This window comes from Pseudomonas sp. GW456-12-1-14-TSB6, from assembly GCF_059424205.1.
Window position 1 is genome coordinate 132635 of record NZ_JBWKZE010000003.1, and the last position, 23137, is coordinate 155771.

Below are 23137 nucleotides of genomic sequence, written 5' to 3' on the forward strand. Positions count from 1 at the left end.
CTTTCAGCGCCGGCTCTGCTGCCACGCTGCCGCCAGTCCGCTGCAACAGATCACCGCAATCCCGATCACCGTCATCAGGGTCGGCGTGTGAGCAAACAGCAACCAGCCCAGCAACCCCGCAAACACGATCTGGCAATAACCGAACGGCGCCAGCAACGCCGGCGCGGCATGGCGGAATGCCTGGGTCAGAAACAGGTGCGCGGTCATTCCGCAACTGCCCAGCGCCAGCATCAACAGCGCATGGCCCAGGCTCGGCACCTGCCAGAAGAACGGCACCAGCGCACTCATCACCAGCGTGTTGCACAACCCGGCGAAAAAGTTGCTGGTGGTCGGGCTGTCGACTTCGGCGAGCTTGCGGGTGAGCAGCTGATAGAAGCAGAAAAACAGCGCCGAACAGAATGGCAGGAGAATCGCCGGAGTAAACAGGTCACCGCCCGGATGGACGATGATCAGCACCCCGATGAACCCGCACACCACCGCGATCCACTGACCGCGCGTCACCCGCTCCTTGAGCAGCGGCACCGACAGCGCCGTCACCAGCACCGGCGCAAGAAAGTTGACCGCCGTGGCCTCGGCCAGCGGGATGTACAGCAACGCCGTGGTGAAAAACAGGCTGGTCCCCAACAGGCACAACGCCCGCGCCAATTGCCACAACGGGCGTTTTGTACGCAGCACGCGCAGCCCGGACTGCGGCAGGAAAATCCCCGCCATCAGCAGCGTGTGCACCAGATACCGCGCCCACACCACCATGACGATCGGATAAAAACCCGAAAGGTATTTCGACAGCGCGTCGTGGCTGGAGAACAGGAAGGTTGCCACGACAATCAGCAAGATCCCCTTGAAGGGTTGGTTGACGCCGGAAAGCGGAGTGCTGACGGTCATGGGCTCTCTCTGAATGAAAAATAAACGGTGACGAGGACGCGTGCGCCCTCGCCCCTTGAAGCAGACTTAAAGCCGGGCCAACAATTCCCGTGTCCGGTCGATCGCCATTTGCGCCCGCTGCAAGCCACTCACGCCTTGCTCCAGCAATTTGACCGTGGGAATTTCCAGACTCAGGGGAAGGTTAGCCGGAAGACTGCGCAACAAGCCGCTCAAGTCACAATCACCCTCGCCGGGAAACCGTCGTTCATTGCGGGCCTGACGCAAGATCTCGGCCATGTCCGTCGGCCTCGGCCCGGCAACATCGCACAACTGTGCATAGCGCAGCCGTGAGGGCGGCACGCCATCCAGATCTTCCAGCCGCGATCCGGAACGGTCGAAGTGAAACGCATCGACCAGCACCGCACCGTTTTCGCGCCCGGCCTTGGCGACGATGCGCAACGCCTGCTCAAGATTGCGTGCATCGGTCCAGGGCATGAACTCCAGATGCGGATGCAAACCGTAGCGCGCCGCCAGATCGCAGAGTGCCGCAAAATTATCGGTGAGCCGCTGTTCGTCAGGATCGTTACCGGCGACCAACAACTCACTGGCACCGAACTGCGCGCCAACGCTGAGCAGTGGCTCGAAATCCGCGACCACTGTCTGCGGCTTCAATCGAAGGATTTCCACGTCAAGCACGCCGATTCCGGTGTCACGCAAACGCGCCAGTGTCTGACGCCGCAAATCGCCATCGGCTACCAACGGAAAGTGATATTCCTCGGGCGTCGCCGGCTCCAGACGCAGGCCGACATGACTGTATCCGGCACGGGCCGCGACCTCGACCATCTCGGGTGGCGACAACTCCAGCACGGTCAGGCTGGCCAGGGACAGAATTCGTTCGCTCATATTCAGGACTCGATCTGCGCAGGTTCAGTGGCGCGACCGCTGGCCGCCGCTTCACGGATAGCCTCGACCAGCGCCAGGGTGCAGGCGGCGTCGGCGGCACTCACCAACGGTTCGACTTCCCGTCGTACGACGCGGACGAAATGCTGCAACTGCAACCGCAGGGCTTCGTCCGGTGTGAACGGTTCATCAACGGACAGCAACGGCTCATGCCAACCGGCATCCACCTGATCGGCGCGGTAATGCCAGCGCTTGAGTTGCGGAATGCTCAAGGCTCCTGCCGTTCCCGCCAGTAAATAACACGGCTGATCCGCCTGACGTGGATAGACCGGGTTCTCCCCAGAGTTCAACTCCCAGCTCCACGGCGCCGCCACCGCATCGGAACCGGTCAGCGTACCCAGCGCTCCGCCATCGAATTGCAGCAGAATCGCCGCGCTGTCTTCATTGGCGAAACTGCGCACCGAATGGTCGGTGATCGCCTGCACCGAACGCACTTCACCGCATAGATGACGCAGCAGATCGAGGTCGTGAATCAGATTGGTCAACAGCATTCCGGCACCTGCCTCGCGCCGCCACACCGTTTCGAAATACTGGTCGGGCTTGCGCAGCTGGAACAACGCAGTCACCAGCGTCAGCCGTCCCAACGCCCCACCCTTGACCAGCTCATGAGCACGCACGATCAATGGATTGTGCCGCCGATGATGGCCGACCAGCACCGGTACGCCGCTGCGCTCCACCGCTGCCACCAATTCCCGCGCCTCATTCAGATGCACGCCCACCGGTTTTTCCAGCAACACCGGAACGCCTGCAGCCAGGCAATCCAGCGCGGTGCTGACGTGCTGATTATTCGGATTGGCGACGATCACTGCGTCTGGCCGGTTCTGCTCCAGCATCTGACGGTGATCGGCGAAATACGCCACACCCCACTCTGCCGCCAGGGCCCGTGCCTGAGGGCCGGGATCGGCCACGGCGCATACCGTGGCCTCAGTGAGATTCTTCAGGTGCCGGTAATGTTGCTGGCCCATGTTGCCGGCGCCGATCAGGGCGATTCGAAGGGGCGGGTTCAAGGTGCGATCCTCTTGTGATTGTTGTAGGAAAACTCACTCCATCAACAATTTAGAACCCGGTTCCAGATTCTCACACCTACTCGGTTGAAAAGTGGGCGAACAGCGCACAGCTTTGCTTAAACGAACAACTCCGAGGCCAGGCTCGCCGCCGACAGCTCCTCGGTAAACGTCAGCAGCAACGGCGCCAGTTCATGCAATCGCGCCGCCGACATCCGTGCGCTTGGCCCGGCGATGCTGAGCACGCCAATCACCCGGCCATCGGCGGGATGTTTCACCACGGCAGCAATCGCCGAAGTGCCGACCGCCGAGCTTTCTTCCACACAGGCATAGCCCTGTTCCCGGGCCACGCGCAGGCGTTCGAGCAGTTCAATATTGGAGCGCGGCGCATTGGGCCCGATATCCGCCGGCACCTCCGCGCCCTGGCGCTCGACCAGCGACAACGCCTCGGCGTCGCTCATGCACGCCAGCCACGCATGGCCCGATGCGGTGTAGAACAGCGGCGCGTCGCGGCCCATGTCCGGGTCGTAACGCAGACCGCTACGAGCGCCCTGGGCCTTGGCGATCCAGGTCTGACGCTCGCCGTCGATCACCCCGAGGCGTACCAACTCACCGGTTTCCTGGGCCAGGCGATCAAGCACCGGCTGCACAATGTCGGCACCGCTGCTCGACAGATATTGAAAGCCCATCGCCACCAGTTTGGTCGACAGGTGATAACGCAACGTCTCCGGGTTCTGCCGCACATAACCCAAGCGGATCAGCTCGGCGAGCAGGCGGTGCGTCGCGCTCTTCGGAATGTCCAGTTGCTCGGCCAGGGTCTGCATCGGCAGCCCGCGCGGATCACTGGTGAGGCTTTCCAGCACGCTGAAAACCCGTTCGATTTGACTGCCGGCCATGATGCGCTCTCGGTGAAATTTCGCCGATTCTAGAAGACATCCCGAGGAATGCGAAATCTGGAACCCGGCGTCCGATAACCGCCCACTTTGCGCGTCAGTCGGTTGATCTGCTTCGCCAGCACTGGTTATTTTCTGGAACCTGATTCTAAAAATAATTGATTGCTGGAGCGTTTCCTGATGCCTGCCCTTCCCGATATCCACTGCGACGTTCTGGTGGTCGGCTCCGGCGCCGCCGGTTTGTCGGCCGCCGTCACCGCCGCCTGGCATGGCTTGAAGGTCATCGTGGTGGAAAAGGATCCGGTGTTCGGCGGCGCCACCGCGTGGTCCGGCGGCTGGGCGTGGGTGCCGTGCAATCCGCTGGCCCGGCGCGCCGGGATCGTGGAAGACGTGGAATTGCCGCGCACCTATCTGCGCCACGAACTCGGCGAGCACTACGACCCGGCCATGATCGACGCCTTCCTTGAAGCCGGCCCGCGCATGGTGGCGTTCTTCGAACAACACACCGCCCTGCAATTCGCCGACGGCAACGCCATCGCCGACATCCACGGCGAAACACCGGGCGCCGGCACCGGCGGACGCTCGGTGATTGCCGCTCCCTACGACGGACGAAAGGTCGGGCGCCTGCTCAAGCGTCTTCGCACAACGATGCGGGAAACATCGTTCATGGGCATGCCGATCATGGCCGGCGCGGACCTGTCGGCGTTTCTCAATCTGACTCGCTCGTTGTCGGCGGTCTGGCACGTGACCCGGCGTTTCACTCGCCACCTGCTGGACCTGGCGCTGCACGGCCGAGCGATGCAACTGGTCAACGGCGTGGCGCTGGTGGCGCGGCTGGCGAAATCCGCCGAAGACCTCGGCGTGCTGCTGTGGGAATCGGCGCCAGTGACGGAACTGCTGCGCGACGAATCACGCATCACCGGCGCTCGCGTGCACACCGCGAAAGGCCCGGTCACTGTCCATGCGCGCAAGGGCGTGGTGCTCGCGGCCGGCGGATTTGCCAACGACATCGAGCGGCGCAAGGCCTTGTTCCCGCGCACGCCCACCGGTCACGAACATTGGGCACTGCCTCCGCTGGCAGTCAATGGCGACGGTCTGCGACTGGGCGAAACCGCTGGGGGCCGGGTCAACACCGATGTGGCCTCGCCCGTGGCGTGGGCGCCGGTCTCGCAGGTGCCACATTCCGACGGCAGCATCGGCCATTTCCCACACATCATCGAGCGCGGCAAACCGGGCGTCATCGGCGTGCTGCGCAACGGCCAGCGCTTCGTCAACGAAGCCAACGGCTATTACGACTATGTCAGCGCCATGGTCGCCGCGGCCCCTGAAGGCGAAGAAGTCGCGTCCTGGCTGATCTGCACCCGCGCGTTCCAGCGGCGTTACGGGCTAGGCATGTCTCGGCCGTTTCCGGTGCCGGTGTCAGGTTTTATCCGCAGCGGCTATCTGAAAACCGGCGATACCCTTGAGGAATTGGCCACTGCATGCGGCATCGATCCGAACGGATTACGCGCCACTCTCCATGAATACAACGACCATGCCCGGCACGGCGAAGACCCGCTGTTCGGTCGCGGCTCGACCCCGTACAACCGCAAACAGGGCGATCCCGCGCAACAGCCCAACCCGTGCGTGGCGCCCATCGAACAAGGCCCGTTCTACGCGGTGAAGGTGCAGCCGGGCTGCTTCGGCACCTTCGCCGGGCTCAAGGTCAATCCGCATGCGCAAGTGCTCGACGCCGCAGACCGGCCCATCGCCGGGCTCTACGCGGCGGGTGGCGACATGGCCAGCATCATGGGCGGGCATTATCCGGCGGGCGGGATCAACCTCGGCCCGGCCCTGACTTTCGGTTACATCGCCGCCCGGCACATGGCGGGCGTCACGGCTTTCGAACAGGAGATCGACCATGCAGCACATCGTTAACAGACAAGGACTGAACCTGCCGAAACTCGGCCTCGGCACCTGGCCGATGCTCGGCGACGAATGCACCCGCGCCGTGGAGCAAGCGCTGGAACTCGGTTACCGACACATCGACACGGCAGCGGCCTACAACAACGAAGACGCAGTCGGACAGGCGCTGGCAAATACGCCGACACCCCGCGAGCAGATCCACGTCACCACCAAGGTCTGGTGGGACCAGTTGCAACCGAACGCCATGCGTCAATCGCTGGATCGCAGCCTCAAGGCCTTGCGCAGCGAGTACGTCGACCTGTTCATGATCCATTGGCCGAGCACTGACTGGGACCTGCCGCGCACCCTTGAAACCCTCGCATCCTTCAAGGAACAGGGGCTGGCTCGCAACATCGGCGTGGCGAATTTTCCGCTGCCGCTGCTGCGCAAAGTCGTCGAGGAATACGGTATTCCTCTGTCAGCCATTCAGGTCGAGTACCACGTCCTGCTCGGACAAAACGCCCTGCTCGACTACGCCCGTCAACACGATCTGGCGCTGACGGCCTACACGCCGCTGGCGCGTAATAAAGTCTCGGAGATTCCACAGATTCAGCAGATCGCTGAAAAACACGGCGTGCTGCCCACTCAAGTGGCGCTGAAGTGGCTGCTGGATCAGGACAACGTCGCGGCGATTCCCAAGGCCAGCAGCAAGACCAATCAACTGGCCAACCTGGCCTCGCTGAATGTCAAACTGGATGACGACGACCGGGCGCTGATCGCCGCGCTGCCCAAGCGCGAACGTCAGGTCAGCCCGGACTTCGCGCCGGTGTGGGATGCCTTCGACCGCTGACACCCGACCCGGCGAAAGAAATCCGCCGGCGAATTGAATTCCCGGCGCTCGCGCTCGTCAATAACAGGCCCGACCTCGTCACCCCGAGGCCGGGCCTTTGTGCGTGTGTACGAATAGACGGACGACCGGACTGGCGCCACACTCACACACCAGCAACACTCATCACCACCTACAGATAGAGGATTCCCACATGCTATGGAAAAAAGGCCGACGCAGTGACAACGTCGTCGATGCCCGTGGCGATGATATGGGCGGTGGTGGCGGCATGCGCTTCGGCGGTGGCAAGGGGCTGAGCCTCGGGGCGATCCTGCTGATCGTCGGCATCGGCTGGATCACCGGACAGGACCCGCTGCAGATCCTGGGCCAGCTCACCGGGCAGATGACCGAACAATCGGCCCCCACTTCGCAAACCCGTCAGGCACCGCCGGCCAACGATGAACAGGCCGAATTCGTGCGCTCGATCCTCGGCGACACCGAAGACACTTGGGGCGCGATCTTCCAGCAGGCCGGCCGGCAATATAAGGACCCGACCCTGGTGCTGTTCAGCAACCGGGTCAACTCCGCTTGCGGTCTGGCGACCTCGGCCACCGGCCCGTTCTATTGCCCGGCAGACCAGAAGGTCTATCTGGACATGGCGTTCTTCCAGGAAATGGCCCAACGCTTCAAGGCCGCCGGCGACTTCGCCCAGGCCTACGTGATCGCTCACGAAGTCGGACACCATGTGCAGACGCTTCTCGGCGTCTCGGCGAAAATTCAGACAGCCCGCCAGCAAGGCCGGCAGATGGAAGGCGACGGCGGCCTGCTGGTGCGTCAGGAACTGCAAGCCGATTGTCTGGCCGGGGTCTGGGCCTACAACGCGCAGAAGCGTCTGAACTGGCTGGAACCGGGCGATATCGAAGAAGCCTTGAACGCGGCGAACGCCATCGGTGATGATCGCCTGCAACAACAGGGTCAGGGCCGTGTGGTGCCGGACTCGTTTACCCACGGTACGTCGGCGCAAAGGGTGCGCTGGTTCAAAACCGGATTCGCCCAGGGCCAGGTCGGCCAGTGCGATACCTTTGCGGCGAAAAACCTGTAAATGCATAAATGGCTGTTGGCTTTACTGTTCATCGGCGGCACCGTCCAAGCGGCCGGCGTCGACGCAATCAGTCCCGGGCGCCTGCAATTGCAGGCCGGCGAAATGGCGGTGGGCATCGGCCCGGCGCCGGCGAAAATCGAGCGCGTGCTGATCGTCATTCATGGCCGTCTGCGCAACGCCGAGACCTATCGCAAAAGCGGCGAAGTCGCGGCGGAACTGGCCGGGCAAACCGCCAACACCCTGGTGATCGCCCCGCAGTTTCTCAACGAAAGCGATGTGGCGCTCTACTCGTTACCCGCCAGCGTGCTGCGCTGGCAAGGCAACGACTGGATGGGCGGCGGGTTATCCACAGGGCCGAGCCCGCTGAGTTCCTACGCCGCACTGGACGAAATCGTCGGGCGGCTGAGCGATCGCAAGCAGTTTCCGGACGTGAAGCAGATCGTGATCTTCGGCCACTCCGGCGGCGCTCAGGTGGTGCAGCGTTATGCGCTGCTGGCCCAGGAACAACCGGCGCTCAAGACCGAAGGCATTCGCTTGCGTTACGTGGTGGCCAACCCGTCGTCGTACGCCTATTTCAATGAGCAACGCCCGGTGGCCTTCGATCATGCCAAGTGTCCGGGTTTCAACCGCTGGAAGTACGGTCTGGTGGACCCGCCGATCTACGCGGGTGGGCAAACGCCCGCGCAGCTTGAAGGCCGTTACGTCAAACGCGAGGTGATTTATCTGCTGGGTCAGCAGGACACCGACCCGCAACACCCGGCGCTGGACAAGAGCTGCGCCGCCAAAGCCCAGGGGGCTTATCGACTGGAGCGCGGGAAGCTGTTTTTCGGTTACTTGCTGCGTCGTCACCCTGAAGGGGTGAATCAGCGCCTGATCGAAGTACCCGGCGTCGGGCATAACGGCGACGGCATGCTGACCTCGCCGGAAGGCCAGAAAGCACTATTCGAGCAATAAAAAACGGGGGCCCAAGCCCCCGTTTTTTTAGGCGAACAGCATTCGCCGCAACTCGACACAATCCTTCGCATGCCAGTCGGTCAGCTCCGGCCACGGATTATCCGGCAGGTTCACCAGCACCGTGTGGGTGCCCGCCGCCCGGCCGCAATCAAGATCAAACCGGTAATCACCGACCATCACCATCTCGCTCGCCGGCACTTGCCAGGCCTCGGCCAGTTTCAGCAAACCGCCCGGATGCGGTTTTGGCTGTGCTTCATCGCGGCCCAGCACATCCTCCACCGCGAAGCAGTCAGCCAGGCCGATGGCCTCCAGCGTCACGTGGGCCAGCTCCCGCGCATTGCGGGTCAGGATGCCGAGGCGATAGCCCCGGGCGTGCAGGTCGCGCACCAGCTCCACCGCCCCGACCGCCGGGGTCGAACCGAGCGCCAGATCGCGCTCATGCTCCAGCAACCAAGCGTGTTTCGCCGCCGCTTCCTCGGCGGGCAATGCCGCGAGGTGGGTGAGGATGTCGTCCTCCGGCGGGATCGACAGCGCCACGCGGATCGCCGCGAAGTCGTGCACGGCGACGGTCAGGGTGCCGTCCATGTCGAACACCCAGTGCCGCACGTCCGCCAGACTCATGCCCAGTCCTTGCGATGACGGATCAGGCCTTCCTGGGTCACCGACGCCACCAGTTGCCCGGCGCGGTTGAACACGCTGCCACGGGAGAACCCGCGAGAGTTGCCGGCCCACGGACTGTCCATGGCGTAAAGCAACCAGTCATCGGCGCGCAAGTCATTGTGGAACCACAGCGCGTGGTCGAGGCTGGCGACCTGCATGTCTTTCTGCCAGACCGATTTGCCGTGCGGCAGCATCGAGGTGGTCAGCAGACCGAAGTCCGAGGCGTAGGCCAGCAGGTATTTGTGCAGTGCCGGGATATCGGCCAACGCACCGTCGGCGCGGAACCACACGTACTTGATCGGATCCGCCGGTTGCGGGTTGTACGGGTCTTTTTCAGTGACCGGGCGCACTTCGATCGGCTTCGGGCACAGCAGCTTTTCGCGCATGTGTTCCGGGATCAGGTGCGCGCGTTGCTGGGTCAGTTCCAGCTCCGACGGCAGGTTTTCGGGGCCGACCACTTGCGGCATCTGGCTCTGGTGCTCGAAGCCTTCTTCGTCGTACTGGAACGAAGCGCTGCAGGTGAAAATCGGGTGGCCCTTCTGGATCGCGGTCACGCGGCGGGTGCTGAAACTGCCGCCGTCGCGCACGCGGTCAACCGAGTAGACCACCGGCAACTTGGCATCGCCCGGACGCAGGAAATAACCGTGCATCGAATGCACATGGCGCGCTTCTTCAACGGTCTGACTGGCCGCCGACAACGACTGGCCCAATACCTGGCCGCCGAACAACTGGCGAAAGCCCAGATCCTGACTGCGACCACGGAACAGGTTTTCCTCGATCGGTTCGAGGGTCAGCAGATCCACCAGATCTTCCAACACTTGGCTCATTCAGACTCTCCTCACACAACGCTATGCCGCGCAGCCCTGGCTGCGGCGGCCAATTCAGATTCTGGCGCGAGCCACTGATCGCGCCATTGTAAACGTCCGTGTCGGCTTAGCCATGCAAGGTCTGCAGCCATTGCTCCCGGGTGATGCGGTACAACACATGTCGACTTAACGGATGGTCGACCGCCAGTTTCGGGTGATCGAAATCGTCGGCTGGATCGTGATGCATGCCGATCGCCTGCATCACTTTTTCCGACGGCAGATTGCTCTGCGCGGTGAAGGACACGATCTCCTTCAGGGACAAACGGTCGAAACCGCAGCGCAGTGCAGTCCACGCCGCTTCGCTGGCATAACCCAGGCCCCAATGTTCCTTCGCCAGGCGCCAGCCGATTTCCACCGCCGGGGTGAACGGCGCATCGAAGCCGACCACGCCGAGCCCGGTAAAACCGATGAACTCCCCAGTGTCCTTGCGCTCCAGCGCCCACAGGCCGTACCCGTGTTCGGCGAAATGCCCGCGCACCCGGCCGATCAGCGCGGCGCTTTCCAGCCGGCTCAAGGGCGCGGGGAAGTAGCGCATCACCTGCGGATCGGCGCACATCGCCGCGAATGCCGGCAAATCCTCGTCCTGCCATTGGCGCATCAGCAGCCTTGCGCTTTGCAGCTCCAGTATCGGTTCCATCCCGCCCCTCCGCTTGATGCCGTCAGTCTACATCGCTGTTAGGCTTTGCACTCTTTCCTGCAGCCTTTATGAATAGTCCACCATGCCGTTGCCGCTGATCTACCACGAAGACTACAGCCCGGAATTTCCGGCGGATCACCGCTTCCCCATGGACAAGTTCCGCCTGCTGCGCGATCACCTGGTGGACAGCGGCCTGACCCGCGACGAAGACCTGCTGCGCCCCGAGCTGTGCCCTGCCGACATTCTCGCCCTGGCCCATGACCGCGGTTATATCGAACGCTACATGAGCGGCGAGTTGTCCCGCGAAGACCAGCGGCGCCTCGGTCTGCCGTGGAACGAAGCCCTGGCGCGACGCACCGTGCGGGCGGTCGGCGGTTCGATTCTGGCAGCGGAAAAAGCGCTGGAACATGGCCTGGCCTGTCACCTGGCCGGCGGCACCCATCACGCCCACTACGACTACCCCGCCGGCTTCTGCATCTTCAATGACCTGGCGATCATCAGCCACTACCTGCTGCAAAGCGGCCGAGTGAACCGGGTGCTGATCTTCGACTGCGACGTGCATCAGGGCGACGGCACTGCGCGGATTCTGCACAACACCCCGGAAGCGATCACCGTTTCCCTGCACTGCGAAAAGAACTTTCCTGCACGCAAGGCCGAAAGCGACTGGGACATTCCACTGCCCAACGGCATGGGCGATGCCGATTACCTGAAAGTGGTCGACGACGCGCTCAACTATCTGCTGCCGCTGTATCAGCCGGATCTGGTGCTGTACGACGCCGGTGTCGACGTGCACAAGGACGACGCCCTCGGTTATCTGCAACTGACCGACGAAGGCGTCGCCGCCCGCGACGAAAGCGTGATGCGCCACTGCCTGGGCCGCGACATCCCGGTGGTCGGGGTGATCGGCGGCGGTTACAGCAAGGATCGCCACGCCCTGGCCCGCCGCCACGGCATCCTGCATCACAGTGCGCAGCGCGTCTGGCAGTCATCCGGTTGTCATTGAGTTGTGCTGCGTTACCCACAATGGCTGTGGAACGGCCTGTGGATAACCTGAGCGAAAGGGACTACAGCCCACGATGAACATGGCTTGCAGCGCACTGGTTGTTTTTTGATCAGGTCTGACGATGGCCGCTGCTGCTAGAATGCGCGGCTTATTCCGCCACGCTATTGCCGCTGCCATGACCCAGACTTCCGCCGCCCTTCCCGCTCACGTCGCCATCATCGGCGGTGGCCCCGCCGGCCTGATGGCCGCCGAAGTGCTGAGCCAGGCCGGAGTTCGCGTCGATCTGTACGACGGAATGCCCTCGGTAGGCCGCAAGTTCCTGCTGGCCGGGGTCGGCGGCATGAACATCACCCATTCCGAAGCCTGGCCGGCCTTCCTCTCGCGCTACGCCGAACGCGCCCCGAACATCGCCCCGCTGCTACGCGCGTTCGACGCCGACGCACTGTGCCGCTGGATTCACGAGCTGGGCATCGAAACCTTTATCGGCAGCTCCGGCCGGGTGTTCCCCACCGACATGAAAGCCGCGCCATTGCTGCGCGCCTGGCTCAAGCGCCTGCGCGACAGCGGCGTGGTTATCCACACCCGCCACCGCTGGCTCGGCTGGGACGAAAACGGCGCACTGCGCATCGACAGCCCGGAAGGCGAGAAAACCCTCACCCCCGACGCCACCCTGCTCGCCCTCGGCGGCGGCAGCTGGTCGCGACTGGGCTCCGACGGCGCGTGGATGCTGCCGCTGGAGCAACGCGGTGTAGGACTGGCGCCGTTGCAGCCGAGCAATTGCGGCTTCGAGGTGCAGGCCTGGAGCGAATTGATGGTCAGCAAATTCGCCGGCGCGCCGCTGAAAAATATCGCCATTGGTTTGAATGACGACGTTCCGCGTTTGGGTGAATGCGTGATTACCGCAACCGGCATCGAGGGCAGTTTGATCTACGCGCTGTCGGCGCCGATTCGTGAGGCGATCAATGTGCACGGTGCGGCGACCATTCACATCGACCTGCTGCCCGGCCGTCCTGTGGATAAATTGCAGGCGGCACTGAGCAAACCACGGGGTTCGCGCTCGATGGCCAAGCATCTGCACAGTCAGGTCGGGATTGATGGGTTGAAAGCGGCGCTGTTGCGTGAACTCACTGATGCGGCGACGTTTGCCGATCCGGCGCGGCTGGCCCGGGCGATCAAGGCTTTGCCGCTGACGCTGGTGAAAACCCGACCACTGGATGAAGCGATCAGCAGTGCCGGTGGCGTGACGTTTGAGGCGATGGATGAGCGGATGATGCTCAAGGCGTTGCCGGGGGTGTTTTGTGCGGGGGAAATGCTGGATTGGGAAGCGCCGACTGGGGGTTATCTACTGACGGCGTGTTTTGCCAGCGGCCGGGCGGCCGGAGCTGGAATGCTGAAGTGGCTCAACAACAGCGGCAAGCTACAAGCCAAAAGCTAACGACAAACCGCCCTTAACTCGTAGCTTGCAGCTTGAAACTCGCCGCTGCCCTTATGGCTTACGCTTACGCGGCCCGGTATTGAACACCGGCACCTTGCGCACAGGCTTGATCGAAGGCTCCGGCGCCTGAGTCTCGCCGCTGTCCACCCACTTGCCCAGATTGCGCTTGCCACCGCCACCACCGGAAGCCTTGGGCTTTTTCGGTTTCTTCGGCTTCTTGATCACCTGACCACTGGCATCGGTATCCGGCACGCGGTGCTCGGGCACGAAGTCCGGCTCAACCTCACGCTTCAACGTGCTGCGGGTCAGCATTTCAATCGCCGACAACATGTTCACTTCATCGGCGCACACCAGCGAAATCGCCTCACCGGTCGAACCCGCGCGGCCAGTCCGGCCGATACGGTGAATGTAATCCTCGGCAACGATCGGCAGATCGAAGTTGACCACCAATGGCAGGTCTTCGATATCCAGACCACGGGCCGCCACGTCGGTGGCCACCAGAATCTGTACTTCGCTCAACTTGAAACGGTCCAGCGCCCGCTGCCGGGTCGCTTGCGGCTTGTCGCCGTGGATGCCGTCGGCGTTCACGCCCAGGCCCTGGAGCTTCTCGACCAGCGCGTCCACACCATTACGGGTCTTGGCGAACACCAGCACCTGCTTCCACTTGTTCTTGCGCATCAGGTGCACGAACAGTTCCGGCTTGCGCTTCTTGTCCACCGTCACCACCCACTGCTTGACGGTGTTGGCGGCGACGTTGCGCGGGCTGACTTCGATGCTCTGCGGATCGTTGAGCATCTGCCCGGCCAGCAGGCGGATGTCATCGGAGAAGGTCGCGGAGAACAGCAGCGTCTGCCGCTTCTTCGGCAGCGCGCGATAAATGTTCGCCAGCTCTTCGGAAAAGCCCAGGTCGAGCATGCGGTCGGCTTCGTCCAGCACCAGAGTTTGCAGCTGGTTGAACTTCAGCGCGTTCTGGCGGAACAGGTCGAGCAGACGGCCCGGGGTCGCGACCAGCAGATCGACGCCGCCGCGCAGCTTCATCATCTGCGGGTTGATGCTGACGCCGCCGTACACCGCGTAAGTGCGCAATGGCAGGTTTTCGGCGTACTGGCGCACGGCCTCGTGGACTTGCTCGGCCAGCTCGCGGGTCGGCACCAGAATCAGCGCACGCACCGAGTTGGCGGTGACTTTCGGCCCTTCCATCGCCAGCAGTTGCAGCAGCGGCAAAGCGAAACCGGCGGTCTTGCCGGTGCCGGTCTGGGCCGCAGCCATCAGGTCGCGACCGGCCAGCACGGCCGGAATGGCTTGCGCCTGCACCGGCGTCGGGGTCTGGTAGCCGAGCTTCTCGAGGGAGCGCAGCAAGGGTTCGATCAGGCCAAGGGTGGCGAAAGTCATGGGAGTACCGTAGGAAAAATCAGAGCAGATTGTGCAAAACGAGTATGCGATGGCGCGCAGTTTACCCTAATTCGCACGCTGCTCCGTCGCTATGACCTTCGCTGCGGCAGCCGGCTCGCTGACCACCGGCGACCGCGCCGGACGCCGCCACTGCGGCAGACTGATCAGCACCACCGCACCGATGATCACTAGCATTGCCAGCGCTTCTTCGATGCCGATGGTCTCGCCGACAAACACGATCCCCAGCAACACCGCCACCGCCGGGTTGACGTAGGCATAACTGGTGGCTGCCGCCGGACGAACGTTTTTCAACAGATACATGTAAGCGTTGAAGGCGATGATCGAGCCGAAGAAGATCAGATACGCCAGCGCCAGCCAGCCTTCCAGCGGTGGCATGGCCTGCAGGTGTTCACCGCTGGCCGCGCTGCCGATCAGCAGCACGACGCCACCGACCAGCATTTCCACGGCACTGGCCATTGCGCCCTGAGGCAGCGGCAAGTGTTTGCTCCACACCGAACCGAACGCCCAGCTCGCTGCCGCGAAAATCAGCAACGCCGCGCCCAGTGGACTCGATTGCAGGTTGGAGCCCATGTTGAGCATCGCGATACCGATAATCCCCATCACCACCCCGGCCCACTCCAGGCGAGTGTTGCGCGCGCCCCAGAGATAACCGCAGAGCAAGGTAAACAGCGGCACCGTCGCCACCGCCAACGCGGCAACACCCGACGCCACGCCGCTGTGCTCGGCCAAAGTCACCGCGCCGTTGCCGAAACTGAGCAGCAGAATCCCGATGATCCCCGCCGCCTTCCACTGCGCCCAGGTCGGCGCCGGTGCCCCGCGCCAGCGCAGGAACGCGTACATCAGAGTGCCGGCAATCACGAAGCGCACGCCACCGAGCATCAGCGGCGGCCAGTACTCGACGCCGATGCGGATCACCAGATAGGTCGATCCCCAAATCACGTACAACGCAAAAAACGCAGCGATCAAGGGCAGGGAAAAACGGCGCAAGGCAGACATGGGCAGCTCGAAAGTCAGACTCAGGGAATGGGTTATTCTAGAAAGGCCAACCGCTAAAAATAAGTTACAAATCCTGTTTATAGCGCCGGTACACTTTTGAAAACACGGAGATCGACGGCCAAAACCGCGATTTCGAAAGTCTGGCATTTTCAGGAGTCCGACCTTGGACAAATACGACCGCATGCTGCTCAGCGCCCTGCTCGAAAACGGTCGCGCGTCCTACGCCGACCTCGCCCGCAAAGTGAACCTCTCCGCCCCCGCCGTCGCCGAGCGCGTGGCCAAACTCGAGGCCAGCGGCGTCATCACCGGCTACTCGGCCAAAGTCGACATGGCCAAACTCGGCCTGCCGATCCAGTGCGTCATCGAACTGCGCCTGAACCAGCACGGCAACCCGAAGGTGTACGACGAACTGATCAGAATTCCGCAACTCACCGAATGCCACCGCGTCACCGGCGACCCGTGCGTGATCATGCAGGCAGCCGTGGGCTCGATGACCGAGCTGGAAGAGCTGATCAACCGGGTGGCGAAATTCGGGTTCAGCAAGACGTCGATCGTGTTATCGAGTGCGATAGAGAAGCGGGTGCCGTTGGGGCATATCGAAGGTAACGGCAAGTAACCTTCCCGTCCCGCTCGAGAGCTGGGACGCGGAGCGTCCCGGGCTGCATTCCCACGCGGAGCGTGGGAACGATCAAACGATCAACCGGGGCCGGAATTCAGCGATAGCGCTGCAAGTGCTCACCGACCTTGGCGGCCGGGACTTTCTGCAATTTGCACAGCAAGTCGTGCGATAGCTCGCGCACCCCATGCTTGCGCCGCAACTCATCCGCCAGATGCGCCAGCAAATTCGCCGCCATCTCCGCATCCGCCATCGCCCTGTGCGCCTGACCGGTGTGCGGCAGTTGAGCAAACGTGGTGAGCGTACCGAGCTTGTGGTTCGGCGCCGCCGGCATCAAACGGCGGGCCAGCAGCAGCGAGCAAGCGAAATTCTGCAAACGGGTGCGTTTGATCCGGCCCAGTTCGAAGTCCCAGAACTTCTGGTCGAAGGCTGCGTTGTGTGCCAGCAGGGGCGTGCAGCCGACGAATTCGTTGACTTCGTTCATCACCTGTTCGGCCGACGGCGCGGTGCGCAGCATGGCGTTGCTGATGCCGGTGAGTTGTTCGATGAAGGCCGGGACGCGGACGCCGGCGTTCATCAGGCTCTGGTAACGCTCAACGATGCGGCCGTTTTCCAGCATGACCACGGCGATTTCCGTGGCCCGGCAGCTGCTGCTCGGCGAGATGCCGGTGGTTTCAAAGTCGATGACTGCAATGCGTTCCAAACCGGGTTCAACTCCGTTCAATTCTTGAGCAACAGTGCGCCTTCGATCGGCACATAACGGCTGGCGGCACGGATCAGCGAGTTGGCGGTCAGGCCGGGAACACCGTAGGCCACCGCTTGCACGCCGTGCTTGTTGATGATGCGTTCGAGCAGCATGTCGAAGTCGCCATCACCGGAGGCCAGGACGATTTCGTCGACGTGGTCGGCGGCGTCCATGATGTCGAGGGTGATGCCCACGTCCCAGTCGCCCTTGGCCGAGCCGTCGCTGCGCTGGATGTAGGGTTTGAGTTTCACGGTGAAACCGAGATTGCGCAGGATCTGCTGGAACTGCTGCTGTTTGCTGTCGCCCCGGTCGATCGCGTAGGCGTAGGCCTCGACGATCTGCCCGTGCTGGCTGACATCCGCCCACAGCGCCGCGTAGTTGAAGTGGCAACCATAGGCCTGACGCACGGTGTAGTAGAGGTTCTGCACATCGGCGAACACTGCGATTTTTTTCACCGGAGTTCCTGTGAGCGCTGACGCGCATGAGCCGGATCAGGCACCTGGCCCGAAAAAGGCGCTCAGTATGCCAGCCCGAAGGAAGGTTCCGCGAATAATCGGCCCGGGGCGATCAGGCGCCCCGGACGAATGGTGAATCAGACGAAAGAATCGTCGTCATCGAAGAACGATGAGTTGTCATCGCTGTAGTCGGTGTCGGTGAAGCCGCCCTGATCATTACCGTAGGAGTCATTGTTGGCCATGCGCTGGTCATCGCCCCAGCCGTTGTTGCTCTGGTCGTTGACCTGGGCCGGCTCTTCCTTGATGACTTCGACGATTTCTTCCGGCTGCTGATTGTGATGGAACAGGCTGCTGATGCCTTGTGCCAGCATCACGCCACCGGCCACACCGGCCGCCGTTTTCAGGGCGCCGCCGAGGAAGCTGCTGCCGGCTGCCGGGGCCGCTTGTTGCTGGCCATAACCCGGAGGTGGCGCGCCGAAGTTCTGTTGTGGCGCGGGCGCACCGAAGCTCTGCTGCGGTGCCGGCTCACGCCAGCCGCCAGTGGAGGCCGGGGCGCTCTGGGTCGGCGCCGGGCGCGAGCTGCTGCCACCGAAGATGCTCGACAGGAAGCCACCACCGCTGGAGGCCGGCGGCGCGCTCTGCGCCTTGGCCGATTGCAGTTCGGCCTGCAATTGCTTGACCTGTTGAGTCAGTTGTTTGTTCTGTTCGTCGAGGCTCTTGAGGGCAGCCTCCTGCACCAGAATCGCCTGGGTCATGAAATAACCTGCGGCCGGCTGGCGCGTCAGGTGTTCCTTGATCCGCGCCTCGGCCTGGGCGTCGCGCGGGGCTGCCTCCGTTTCGGCCTGTTGCAGCCGGGAAAACAGTCCATCGATCAGGGTTTGTTCTTCGCTGTTCATGGCGACCTCGTAGATTGCCGGGGATAACGTTGCCCTCCTCCACGTCGGAGCAGGCGCACCTCTGTAATGGAGGCAGCAACAGAATGTTTCAATGACCTTTACCGAACGTTTACGTTTGCGCAGCGAAACGGATCATCGGTTAAAGTGGGCCACTGTTTTTGACCTGCGATACCGACTGATGAATGCCTTCGATGTGCTGCGCGACTCCCTGTATTTCTTCAAACGCAATCTGGGCCGAATCGTCCAGTTGTGCCTGCCGCTGGTGATTGTCGAAGCCGTGCTGCAACAGGTGGTCGACCATGCCAGCGACCCGGACGGTTACTCGGCCATCAGCGTGATCGTCGGCCTGCTGGTCTATCCGCTGTACACCGCAGCGCTGATTCTGTTTCTCGATGCCCGCACCCGCGGCGAATCCCCACAAACCCGCGATCTGCTGGCGATGGCCGCTCGTCTGTGGCCGCGCTTTGCCCTGCTGACTGCGCTGAACACGCTGTTGATTCTGCTCGGGCTGTCGCTGTATTTCCTGCCGGGCCTGTGGCTGATGGTCACTCTGGCCTTCGGTGAGTACCTGCTGGTGCTGCGCGGTTACGGTCCGTTGCAGGCGATGAAGGAAAGCCTGCGCCTGAGCCGCGGGCATTTTCTGCGGATTCTGGCGTGCATCCTGTGTGTGATGGGGCCGCTGTGGCTGCTCAAGGGCCTGACCCTGCAGGTCTATCCCGATCCGCAGAATCCGTTGATTGCAGTGCTGATCGACAGCGGTCACAGCTTCCTGCAACTGTTCACCAGCGTGGTGCTGTTCCGCCTGTTCATGCTGATCAGCGAATTGCCCGACAAACGTGACGGAATAGTCTGACTGCACGGCGCTTGGGCTGATCGATGGGTCTCGGGTATGCTCGGGACCACTTCCGTATCGCTATAAGCCGAGCCATGACCCGTCTACTGCGCTACATCCTGTTGCCCGTACTGCTCGCCCTCGCCCTGATCGGCACGCTGATCTACAGCCTGACCTGGCGCCCCGACGCCCGGGAAACCCTGCCGGTCAGTTGCATCGGGCAACCGCCGACGCTGGTCCCCGGCCAGGCCCTGAAAGTCATGACCTGGAACGTGCAATACCTGGCCGGCAAGCGCTACGTGTTCTGGAATGACCTGGCGCAAGGCGACGACGAAGCCCCGACCCCGGAAGACATGGCGTTCAGCCTCGATGAAGTGGCGCGGGTGATCCGCGACGAACAGCCCGACGTGGTGCTGTTGCAGGAACTGGATGACGGCGCCAAGGCCAGCGACTATCAGAATCAACTCAAGCTGTTGCAGGAGCGCCTGACCGACCTCTATCCGTGCAGCGCCCACGCCTTTGACTGGAAGGCCGACTTCGTCCCGGAACCGCACATCTTCGGCAGCGTCGGCCGGCAACTCGCGACCCTCAGCCGCTACCGCATCGAACACGCCGAGCGCCTGCAATTGCCGGTGCAGCCGGCGAACCTCATCAGCCGTCAGTTCCAGCCGAAAGATGCGCTGCTCGCCACCACTTTGCCGCTCAGCGATGGCGGGCAACTGGTGGTGTTCAACACCCATCTGGATCGCGCCGTACAGCCGGACGACACCTTGCAGGCGCAGGTGACAGCGGTGGCCAAGGTCCTCGACAAACACGAAAGCCACGGCACGCCGTGGCTGATCGGCGGCGACTTCAATCTGCTGCCGCTCGGCCAGTACCGGCGCCTGCCCACCGAGCAGCGCACGCCGTACACCGCCGACAGTGCGCTGCATGTGCTGTGGGACAAGTACCCGATGATCCCGACCAACAACGAAGCCAGCGGCATCGACCGCGCCAAATGGCTGACCCATTACCCCAACGACCCCGGCCTCAACGGCCCGGACCGCACGGTCGATTATTTGTTCTACAGCCCGAAGATCAAACGAGTCGAAGCCACAGTGCGGCAGGACGATACGTTGCGCATTTCCGATCATCTGCCGGTGATTGCGAAGTTCCTCCTGCCACCCAACTGACCTCAATGAGTCTCTTCGAGATCATCGTGCAACAGCCCGAAGATCTGCCGTTTCATGTCGATGAACGAGCGCTCCATCACCATATCCAGCGTGCGTGGACGCTCGATCGGCACATCGAGAATCTGCTTGATTCGCCCCGGCCTGGCGCCCATCACGTACACCCGGTCGCCAAGCAGGATCGCCTCGTCGATGTCGTGGGTGACGAACAGCACGGTTTTCTTGCTGTTGCCCCACACCCGTAATAACAGCTGCTGCATTTGCAGGCGGGTCTGGCTGTCGAGGGCGCCGAAGGGTTCGTCCATCAGCAGGATCTGCGGGTCGTTGGCCAATGCCCGGGCAATCGCCACCCGCTGCATCATGCCGCCTGACAGTTGCTTGGCGTAGTTGTCGGCAAACCCGGACAAGCCGACTTCGTGGACATAGTGATCGACAATTTCCTTGCGCCGCGCCGCCGGCATGCCCCGTCGCTTGAGGCCGAACTCGACGTTCTGCCGCACGGTCAGCCACGGGAACAGCGTGTAGCTCTGGAACACCATCCCGCGATCCGCGCCGGGGCCCTGCACTTGCTGGCCGCCGACGTAGATTTCGCCAGAGGTCGGCTCGGCCAGGCCGGCAGTGAGGTACAACAGGCTCGACTTGCCGCAGCCCGACGGCCCGACCAGTACCGCAAACTGCTGATCCGGCACTTCGAACGACACTTCTTCCAGCGCAGTGAATGTACCGCCGCCGGGCTTGGTGTAGCGCAGGCTGACCTTGTCCACCTGCAACCTTGGCGCGGCGTGTGCCGGTGCGGCGACCGGCTCGATGAAACGACGGTTGGCAGCGGTTACTGAGCCCATGCGGCAATCCTCAAACGCAAGAAGCGGAACAGTTGATCGGTGACCAGGCCGAGCAGGCCGATGATCGCGATGGCGAGAAAAATCACATCGACCTGAAAGCCGCGCATGGCCTTGAGGCTCAAGTAACCGAGGCCGCTCGATGCGGCGACCAGTTCGGCGACCACCAGATAGGTCCAGGCCCAGCCCATGGTCACCCGCAAGGTGTCGAGCACGCCGGGCAACGACGCCGGGGCGATCACGTGCAGCACCGCGTCACGCCGGGTGGAGCCGAGAGTGTAGGAGGCGTTGATCAAGTCTTTGGAGATGCCTTTGGACACGTCGGCGATCATCACCAGTTGCTGGAAGAACACACCGAAAATGATCACCGACACCCGCTGCTCCAGACCGATACCGATCCAGAGGATGAACAGCGGCACGAACGAGGTCACCGGCAGGTAGCGAATGAAATTGACCAGCGGTTCGAGGAACGCCTGGACGATGCGAAAGCTGCCCATCAGCAACCCCAGCGGCACCGCCACCAGCGACGAAACAATGAAACCGACCATCACCACTTCGACACTCGCCCAGACATGCTGGCCGAGGGTGCCATCGCGGCTCAGGCGCACGGCGGCTTCGACCACTGCGCCGGGCGTCGGCAGGAACATCCCCGGCACGATGCCGCCATAAGACAACCCGGCCCACAGGCCGACCAGCAACACCCAGGCCAGACCGCTGGCGCTCCACACCACCGGCACCGGCAACCCGGTCTTCGGCGTGATACAGCGGCTCAGCCATGAATTGCGCTTGAACATGAGCAGTCTCCTAGAGCGGGCTGACGAAACGGTTATCCACCAGATCGTCATTGCTGACGTTGTAGGGCTTGCCCTGCAATTCACTGGCGGTTTCGTTGGCCAGTTTGATCAGCGGTGCGCTGTCACCCGGCTTGCCCGGCGAGCCAAGGAGTTTTTCGCTCATGGCCTGATCGTAGAAGCGCACGCCTTGCGCAGCGGCGGCCAGTTCCTTCGGATCAGACAGGTAACCACCGACGCCCTTGGCCATGATTTCGTAGGCTTGCTGTGGATGGTCCTTGGTGAACTGCACCGCTTTATAGAGGCCGGCGACCAGCGCCTTGACGTCTTCCGGCTGCTTCTCGATCACCGTGCAGTTGAGCGCCACCACATCGACGATCACCCCCGGCGTACTGCTGCTGTCGATCAGCACCTTGCCCTGCTGCTTGTCGCGCACCATCGACAGGTGCGGCTCCCAGGTCACGGCGGCCGGCACGCGACCGGCGATGAACGCGGTGGCGGCATCGTCGGCGGTCATGTTCTGCACGGTGATGTCGCTCATGCTCATGCCGTTCTTTTTCAGCAGGTACGACAGCCAGAACTGCGAGGTCGACCCTTCGTTGACGGCCACGGCCTGGCCCTTGAGTTCTTGCAGGCTCTTCACGTTTTTACCGACCAGCACACCGTCGCCGCCATGGCTGTCATCCAGCGCGGCCACGGCCTTGAAGCAGAACTGCGGGCGGTACTTGAGCACTTCATCGATGGTCGAGGCCGAGCCGGACAATTGCCCGGACGCCTGGGCGGCCATGTACATCGACGCTTCTTCGACCACCGGCAATTCGACGGTCAGGCCGTTTTCCTTGAAGTAGCCCAGATCCTGAGCCAGATACAGGGTGCCGTAACCGACCCACGTGGTGTGGCCGATCGACAAGGTGCCAGCCTGAGCGGCGGTGACGCAAAGGGCGGAAATCGCCAGAGGACATGCAAGACGGGTAAACAAGGACTTGTTCATGGAGCACTCCCAACGCTGTTGATTTAGTTGTCATGGGCAGTACGGCCAGCCTCGTCGGCGCGGATGCACGCTGCGGTCTCTGCTGGACTCTGGCGGGCAATGCCTTAGCTGGCGAAATCGATGTTGAACCAGGCTTGGCCTCAGGAAAACGAGGAAATAGTTAGACGCGAACGATGAAAAAACTGGGTAGTGCGCACCGCGAAAGGGCGCGTCGGGCGGGGGTGCCCGAGGTGGGTGCAGATGGGAAAAAGTCTGGCGGAGATCGTTCCCACGCTCTGCGTGGGAATGCAGCCCGGGACGCTCTGCGTC

24 protein-coding genes are annotated in these 23137 nt (G+C 62.7%); 9 read left to right on the forward strand and 15 right to left on the reverse strand.

The window, feature by feature from the left end:
• Window positions 1-3: 3 nt before the first annotated feature.
• From AC07Y2_RS03740 to AC07Y2_RS03755, 4 genes are all read right to left on the reverse strand, one after another.
• Window positions 4-882, reverse strand: coding sequence for a DMT family transporter (locus tag AC07Y2_RS03740; protein ID WP_039771776.1), 879 nt, complete (start codon window positions 880-882; stop codon window positions 4-6).
• Window positions 883-948: 66 nt separating this feature from the next.
• Window positions 949-1764 (reverse strand): sugar phosphate isomerase/epimerase family protein, encoded by an 816-nt coding sequence (locus tag AC07Y2_RS03745; protein ID WP_103385473.1) that lies wholly within the window; start codon window positions 1762-1764, stop codon window positions 949-951.
• A gap of 2 nt (window positions 1765-1766) precedes the next feature.
• Window positions 1767-2828 (reverse strand): Gfo/Idh/MocA family protein, encoded by a 1062-nt coding sequence (locus AC07Y2_RS03750; protein WP_103385474.1) that lies wholly within the window; start codon window positions 2826-2828, stop codon window positions 1767-1769.
• 116 nt (window positions 2829-2944) lie between these two features.
• Window positions 2945-3721, reverse strand: coding sequence for an IclR family transcriptional regulator (locus AC07Y2_RS03755; RefSeq protein WP_039771781.1), 777 nt, complete (start codon window positions 3719-3721; stop codon window positions 2945-2947).
• Window positions 3722-3898: 177 nt separating this feature from the next.
• Between AC07Y2_RS03755 and AC07Y2_RS03760 the strand changes: the two genes are divergently transcribed.
• The 4 genes from AC07Y2_RS03760 to AC07Y2_RS03775 all read left to right on the forward strand — a co-directional run bounded on the left by AC07Y2_RS03760 (window position 3899) and on the right by AC07Y2_RS03775 (window position 8484).
• Window positions 3899-5635 carry an FAD-dependent oxidoreductase gene (locus tag AC07Y2_RS03760; protein ID WP_103385475.1) on the forward strand — a complete coding sequence of 579 codons (1737 nt, stop codon included), beginning with the start codon at window positions 3899-3901 and terminating at the stop codon, window positions 5633-5635.
• The gene (locus AC07Y2_RS03765) at window positions 5619-6452 is read left to right on the forward strand and encodes an aldo/keto reductase (RefSeq protein WP_074691525.1); all 834 of its coding nucleotides are present in this window, start codon (window positions 5619-5621) and stop codon (window positions 6450-6452) included. Before AC07Y2_RS03760 ends, AC07Y2_RS03765 begins: the two co-directional genes overlap by 17 nt.
• A gap of 190 nt (window positions 6453-6642) precedes the next feature.
• Window positions 6643-7530, forward strand: a complete 888-nt coding sequence (gene ypfJ / locus AC07Y2_RS03770; protein WP_039771788.1) for a KPN_02809 family neutral zinc metallopeptidase — start codon at window positions 6643-6645, stop codon at window positions 7528-7530.
• Window positions 7531-8484 (forward strand): alpha/beta fold hydrolase, encoded by a 954-nt coding sequence (locus AC07Y2_RS03775; protein WP_103385476.1) that lies wholly within the window; start codon window positions 7531-7533, stop codon window positions 8482-8484.
• A gap of 27 nt (window positions 8485-8511) precedes the next feature.
• On the opposite strand, the gene AC07Y2_RS03780 is transcribed toward AC07Y2_RS03775, so the two are convergent.
• From AC07Y2_RS03780 to AC07Y2_RS03790, 3 genes are all read right to left on the reverse strand, one after another.
• Window positions 8512-9105 carry an HAD family hydrolase gene (locus tag AC07Y2_RS03780; protein WP_085608732.1) on the reverse strand — a complete coding sequence of 198 codons (594 nt, stop codon included), beginning with the start codon at window positions 9103-9105 and terminating at the stop codon, window positions 8512-8514.
• A complete protein-coding gene (gene tesB, locus AC07Y2_RS03785) occupies window positions 9102-9971 on the reverse strand; it encodes an acyl-CoA thioesterase II (protein ID WP_039771793.1) in 870 nt (289 codons plus the stop codon). Before tesB ends, AC07Y2_RS03780 begins: the two co-directional genes overlap by 4 nt.
• Before the next feature lie 106 nt (window positions 9972-10077).
• Window positions 10078-10647, reverse strand: a complete 570-nt coding sequence (locus AC07Y2_RS03790; RefSeq protein WP_064599611.1) for a GNAT family N-acetyltransferase — start codon at window positions 10645-10647, stop codon at window positions 10078-10080.
• Between the two features lie 82 nt (window positions 10648-10729).
• Here AC07Y2_RS03790 and AC07Y2_RS03795 point away from each other — a divergent pair, with 82 nt between their 5' ends.
• On the forward strand, window positions 10730-11650 hold the full coding sequence (locus AC07Y2_RS03795; protein WP_007958746.1) for a histone deacetylase family protein: 921 nt from the start codon (window positions 10730-10732) through the stop codon (window positions 11648-11650).
• A gap of 175 nt (window positions 11651-11825) precedes the next feature.
• A complete protein-coding gene (locus AC07Y2_RS03800) occupies window positions 11826-13085 on the forward strand; it encodes a TIGR03862 family flavoprotein (protein ID WP_103385477.1) in 1260 nt (419 codons plus the stop codon).
• A gap of 51 nt (window positions 13086-13136) precedes the next feature.
• Here the strand turns inward: AC07Y2_RS03800 and rhlE1 are convergent, their stop codons facing one another.
• Window positions 13137-14477: an RNA helicase RhlE1 gene (rhlE1, locus tag AC07Y2_RS03805; protein ID WP_007958742.1), complete on the reverse strand. Its 1341-nt coding sequence runs from the start codon at window positions 14475-14477 to the stop codon at window positions 13137-13139.
• Between the two features lie 66 nt (window positions 14478-14543).
• On the reverse strand, window positions 14544-15494 hold the full coding sequence (gene yedA / locus AC07Y2_RS03810; RefSeq protein ID WP_085747674.1) for a drug/metabolite exporter YedA: 951 nt from the start codon (window positions 15492-15494) through the stop codon (window positions 14544-14546).
• A 163-nt stretch (window positions 15495-15657) separates the two neighbouring features.
• Between yedA and AC07Y2_RS03815 the strand changes: the two genes are divergently transcribed.
• A complete protein-coding gene (locus AC07Y2_RS03815) occupies window positions 15658-16110 on the forward strand; it encodes an Lrp/AsnC family transcriptional regulator (protein WP_039771800.1) in 453 nt (150 codons plus the stop codon).
• Window positions 16111-16207: 97 nt separating this feature from the next.
• Here the strand turns inward: AC07Y2_RS03815 and AC07Y2_RS03820 are convergent, their stop codons facing one another.
• The 3 genes from AC07Y2_RS03820 to AC07Y2_RS03830 form a co-directional block, all read right to left on the reverse strand.
• Window positions 16208-16813 carry a 3'-5' exonuclease gene (locus tag AC07Y2_RS03820; protein WP_039771802.1) on the reverse strand — a complete coding sequence of 202 codons (606 nt, stop codon included), beginning with the start codon at window positions 16811-16813 and terminating at the stop codon, window positions 16208-16210.
• 17 nt (window positions 16814-16830) lie between these two features.
• Window positions 16831-17310 carry an NYN domain-containing protein gene (locus AC07Y2_RS03825; RefSeq protein WP_007958730.1) on the reverse strand — a complete coding sequence of 160 codons (480 nt, stop codon included), beginning with the start codon at window positions 17308-17310 and terminating at the stop codon, window positions 16831-16833.
• Between the two features lie 137 nt (window positions 17311-17447).
• A complete protein-coding gene (locus AC07Y2_RS03830; RefSeq protein WP_085668065.1) occupies window positions 17448-18206 on the reverse strand; it encodes a DUF2076 domain-containing protein in 759 nt (252 codons plus the stop codon).
• 178 nt (window positions 18207-18384) lie between these two features.
• Here AC07Y2_RS03830 and AC07Y2_RS03835 point away from each other — a divergent pair, with 178 nt between their 5' ends.
• Together AC07Y2_RS03835 and AC07Y2_RS03840 are read left to right on the forward strand one after the other, a co-directional pair.
• On the forward strand, window positions 18385-19059 hold the full coding sequence (locus AC07Y2_RS03835) for a YciC family protein (RefSeq protein ID WP_218191738.1): 675 nt from the start codon (window positions 18385-18387) through the stop codon (window positions 19057-19059).
• Window positions 19060-19133: 74 nt separating this feature from the next.
• Window positions 19134-20210, forward strand: a complete 1077-nt coding sequence (locus tag AC07Y2_RS03840; protein ID WP_103385478.1) for an endonuclease/exonuclease/phosphatase family protein — start codon at window positions 19134-19136, stop codon at window positions 20208-20210.
• A gap of 2 nt (window positions 20211-20212) precedes the next feature.
• Here the strand turns inward: AC07Y2_RS03840 and AC07Y2_RS03845 are convergent, their stop codons facing one another.
• The 3 genes from AC07Y2_RS03845 to AC07Y2_RS03855 are packed head-to-tail and all read right to left on the reverse strand — an operon-like array spanning window position 20213 to window position 22828.
• Window positions 20213-21049 carry an ABC transporter ATP-binding protein gene (locus AC07Y2_RS03845; RefSeq protein ID WP_039771810.1) on the reverse strand — a complete coding sequence of 279 codons (837 nt, stop codon included), beginning with the start codon at window positions 21047-21049 and terminating at the stop codon, window positions 20213-20215.
• Complete coding sequence (locus AC07Y2_RS03850) at window positions 21037-21840, reverse strand: ABC transporter permease (RefSeq protein ID WP_085648700.1); 804 nt, start codon at window positions 21838-21840, stop codon at window positions 21037-21039. Before AC07Y2_RS03850 ends, AC07Y2_RS03845 begins: the two co-directional genes overlap by 13 nt.
• A gap of 10 nt (window positions 21841-21850) precedes the next feature.
• Window positions 21851-22828 (reverse strand): ABC transporter substrate-binding protein, encoded by a 978-nt coding sequence (locus AC07Y2_RS03855; protein WP_103385479.1) that lies wholly within the window; start codon window positions 22826-22828, stop codon window positions 21851-21853.
• Between the last annotated feature and the right edge of the window lie 309 nt (window positions 22829-23137).

Bases quoted from the DNA above. Each gene is read 5' to 3' on its own strand.
- AC07Y2_RS03830 (WP_085668065.1), bottom strand. From the start codon at position 18,206: ATGAACAGCGAAGAACAAACCCTGATCGATGGACTGTTTTCCCGGCTG.
- AC07Y2_RS03765 (WP_074691525.1), top strand. From the start codon at position 5,619: ATGCAGCACATCGTTAACAGACAAGGACTGAACCTGCCGAAACTCGGC.
- AC07Y2_RS03755 (WP_039771781.1), bottom strand. From the start codon at position 3,721: ATGGCCGGCAGTCAAATCGAACGGGTTTTCAGCGTGCTGGAAAGCCTC.
- AC07Y2_RS03845 (WP_039771810.1), bottom strand. From the start codon at position 21,049: ATGGGCTCAGTAACCGCTGCCAACCGTCGTTTCATCGAGCCGGTCGCC.
- AC07Y2_RS03795 (WP_007958746.1), top strand. From the start codon at position 10,730: ATGCCGTTGCCGCTGATCTACCACGAAGACTACAGCCCGGAATTTCCG.
- rhlE1 (WP_007958742.1), bottom strand. From the start codon at position 14,477: ATGACTTTCGCCACCCTTGGCCTGATCGAACCCTTGCTGCGCTCCCTC.
- AC07Y2_RS03835 (WP_218191738.1), top strand. From the start codon at position 18,385: ATGAATGCCTTCGATGTGCTGCGCGACTCCCTGTATTTCTTCAAACGC.
- AC07Y2_RS03790 (WP_064599611.1), bottom strand. From the start codon at position 10,647: ATGGAACCGATACTGGAGCTGCAAAGCGCAAGGCTGCTGATGCGCCAA.
- AC07Y2_RS03855 (WP_103385479.1), bottom strand. From the start codon at position 22,828: ATGAACAAGTCCTTGTTTACCCGTCTTGCATGTCCTCTGGCGATTTCC.
- AC07Y2_RS03850 (WP_085648700.1), bottom strand. From the start codon at position 21,840: ATGTTCAAGCGCAATTCATGGCTGAGCCGCTGTATCACGCCGAAGACC.
- AC07Y2_RS03780 (WP_085608732.1), bottom strand. From the start codon at position 9,105: ATGAGTCTGGCGGACGTGCGGCACTGGGTGTTCGACATGGACGGCACC.
- AC07Y2_RS03800 (WP_103385477.1), top strand. From the start codon at position 11,826: ATGACCCAGACTTCCGCCGCCCTTCCCGCTCACGTCGCCATCATCGGC.
- yedA (WP_085747674.1), bottom strand. From the start codon at position 15,494: ATGTCTGCCTTGCGCCGTTTTTCCCTGCCCTTGATCGCTGCGTTTTTT.
- tesB (WP_039771793.1), bottom strand. From the start codon at position 9,971: ATGAGCCAAGTGTTGGAAGATCTGGTGGATCTGCTGACCCTCGAACCG.
- AC07Y2_RS03840 (WP_103385478.1), top strand. From the start codon at position 19,134: ATGACCCGTCTACTGCGCTACATCCTGTTGCCCGTACTGCTCGCCCTC.
- ypfJ (WP_039771788.1), top strand. From the start codon at position 6,643: ATGCTATGGAAAAAAGGCCGACGCAGTGACAACGTCGTCGATGCCCGT.
- AC07Y2_RS03775 (WP_103385476.1), top strand. From the start codon at position 7,531: ATGCATAAATGGCTGTTGGCTTTACTGTTCATCGGCGGCACCGTCCAA.
- AC07Y2_RS03740 (WP_039771776.1), bottom strand. From the start codon at position 882: ATGACCGTCAGCACTCCGCTTTCCGGCGTCAACCAACCCTTCAAGGGG.
- AC07Y2_RS03745 (WP_103385473.1), bottom strand. From the start codon at position 1,764: ATGAGCGAACGAATTCTGTCCCTGGCCAGCCTGACCGTGCTGGAGTTG.
- AC07Y2_RS03760 (WP_103385475.1), top strand. From the start codon at position 3,899: ATGCCTGCCCTTCCCGATATCCACTGCGACGTTCTGGTGGTCGGCTCC.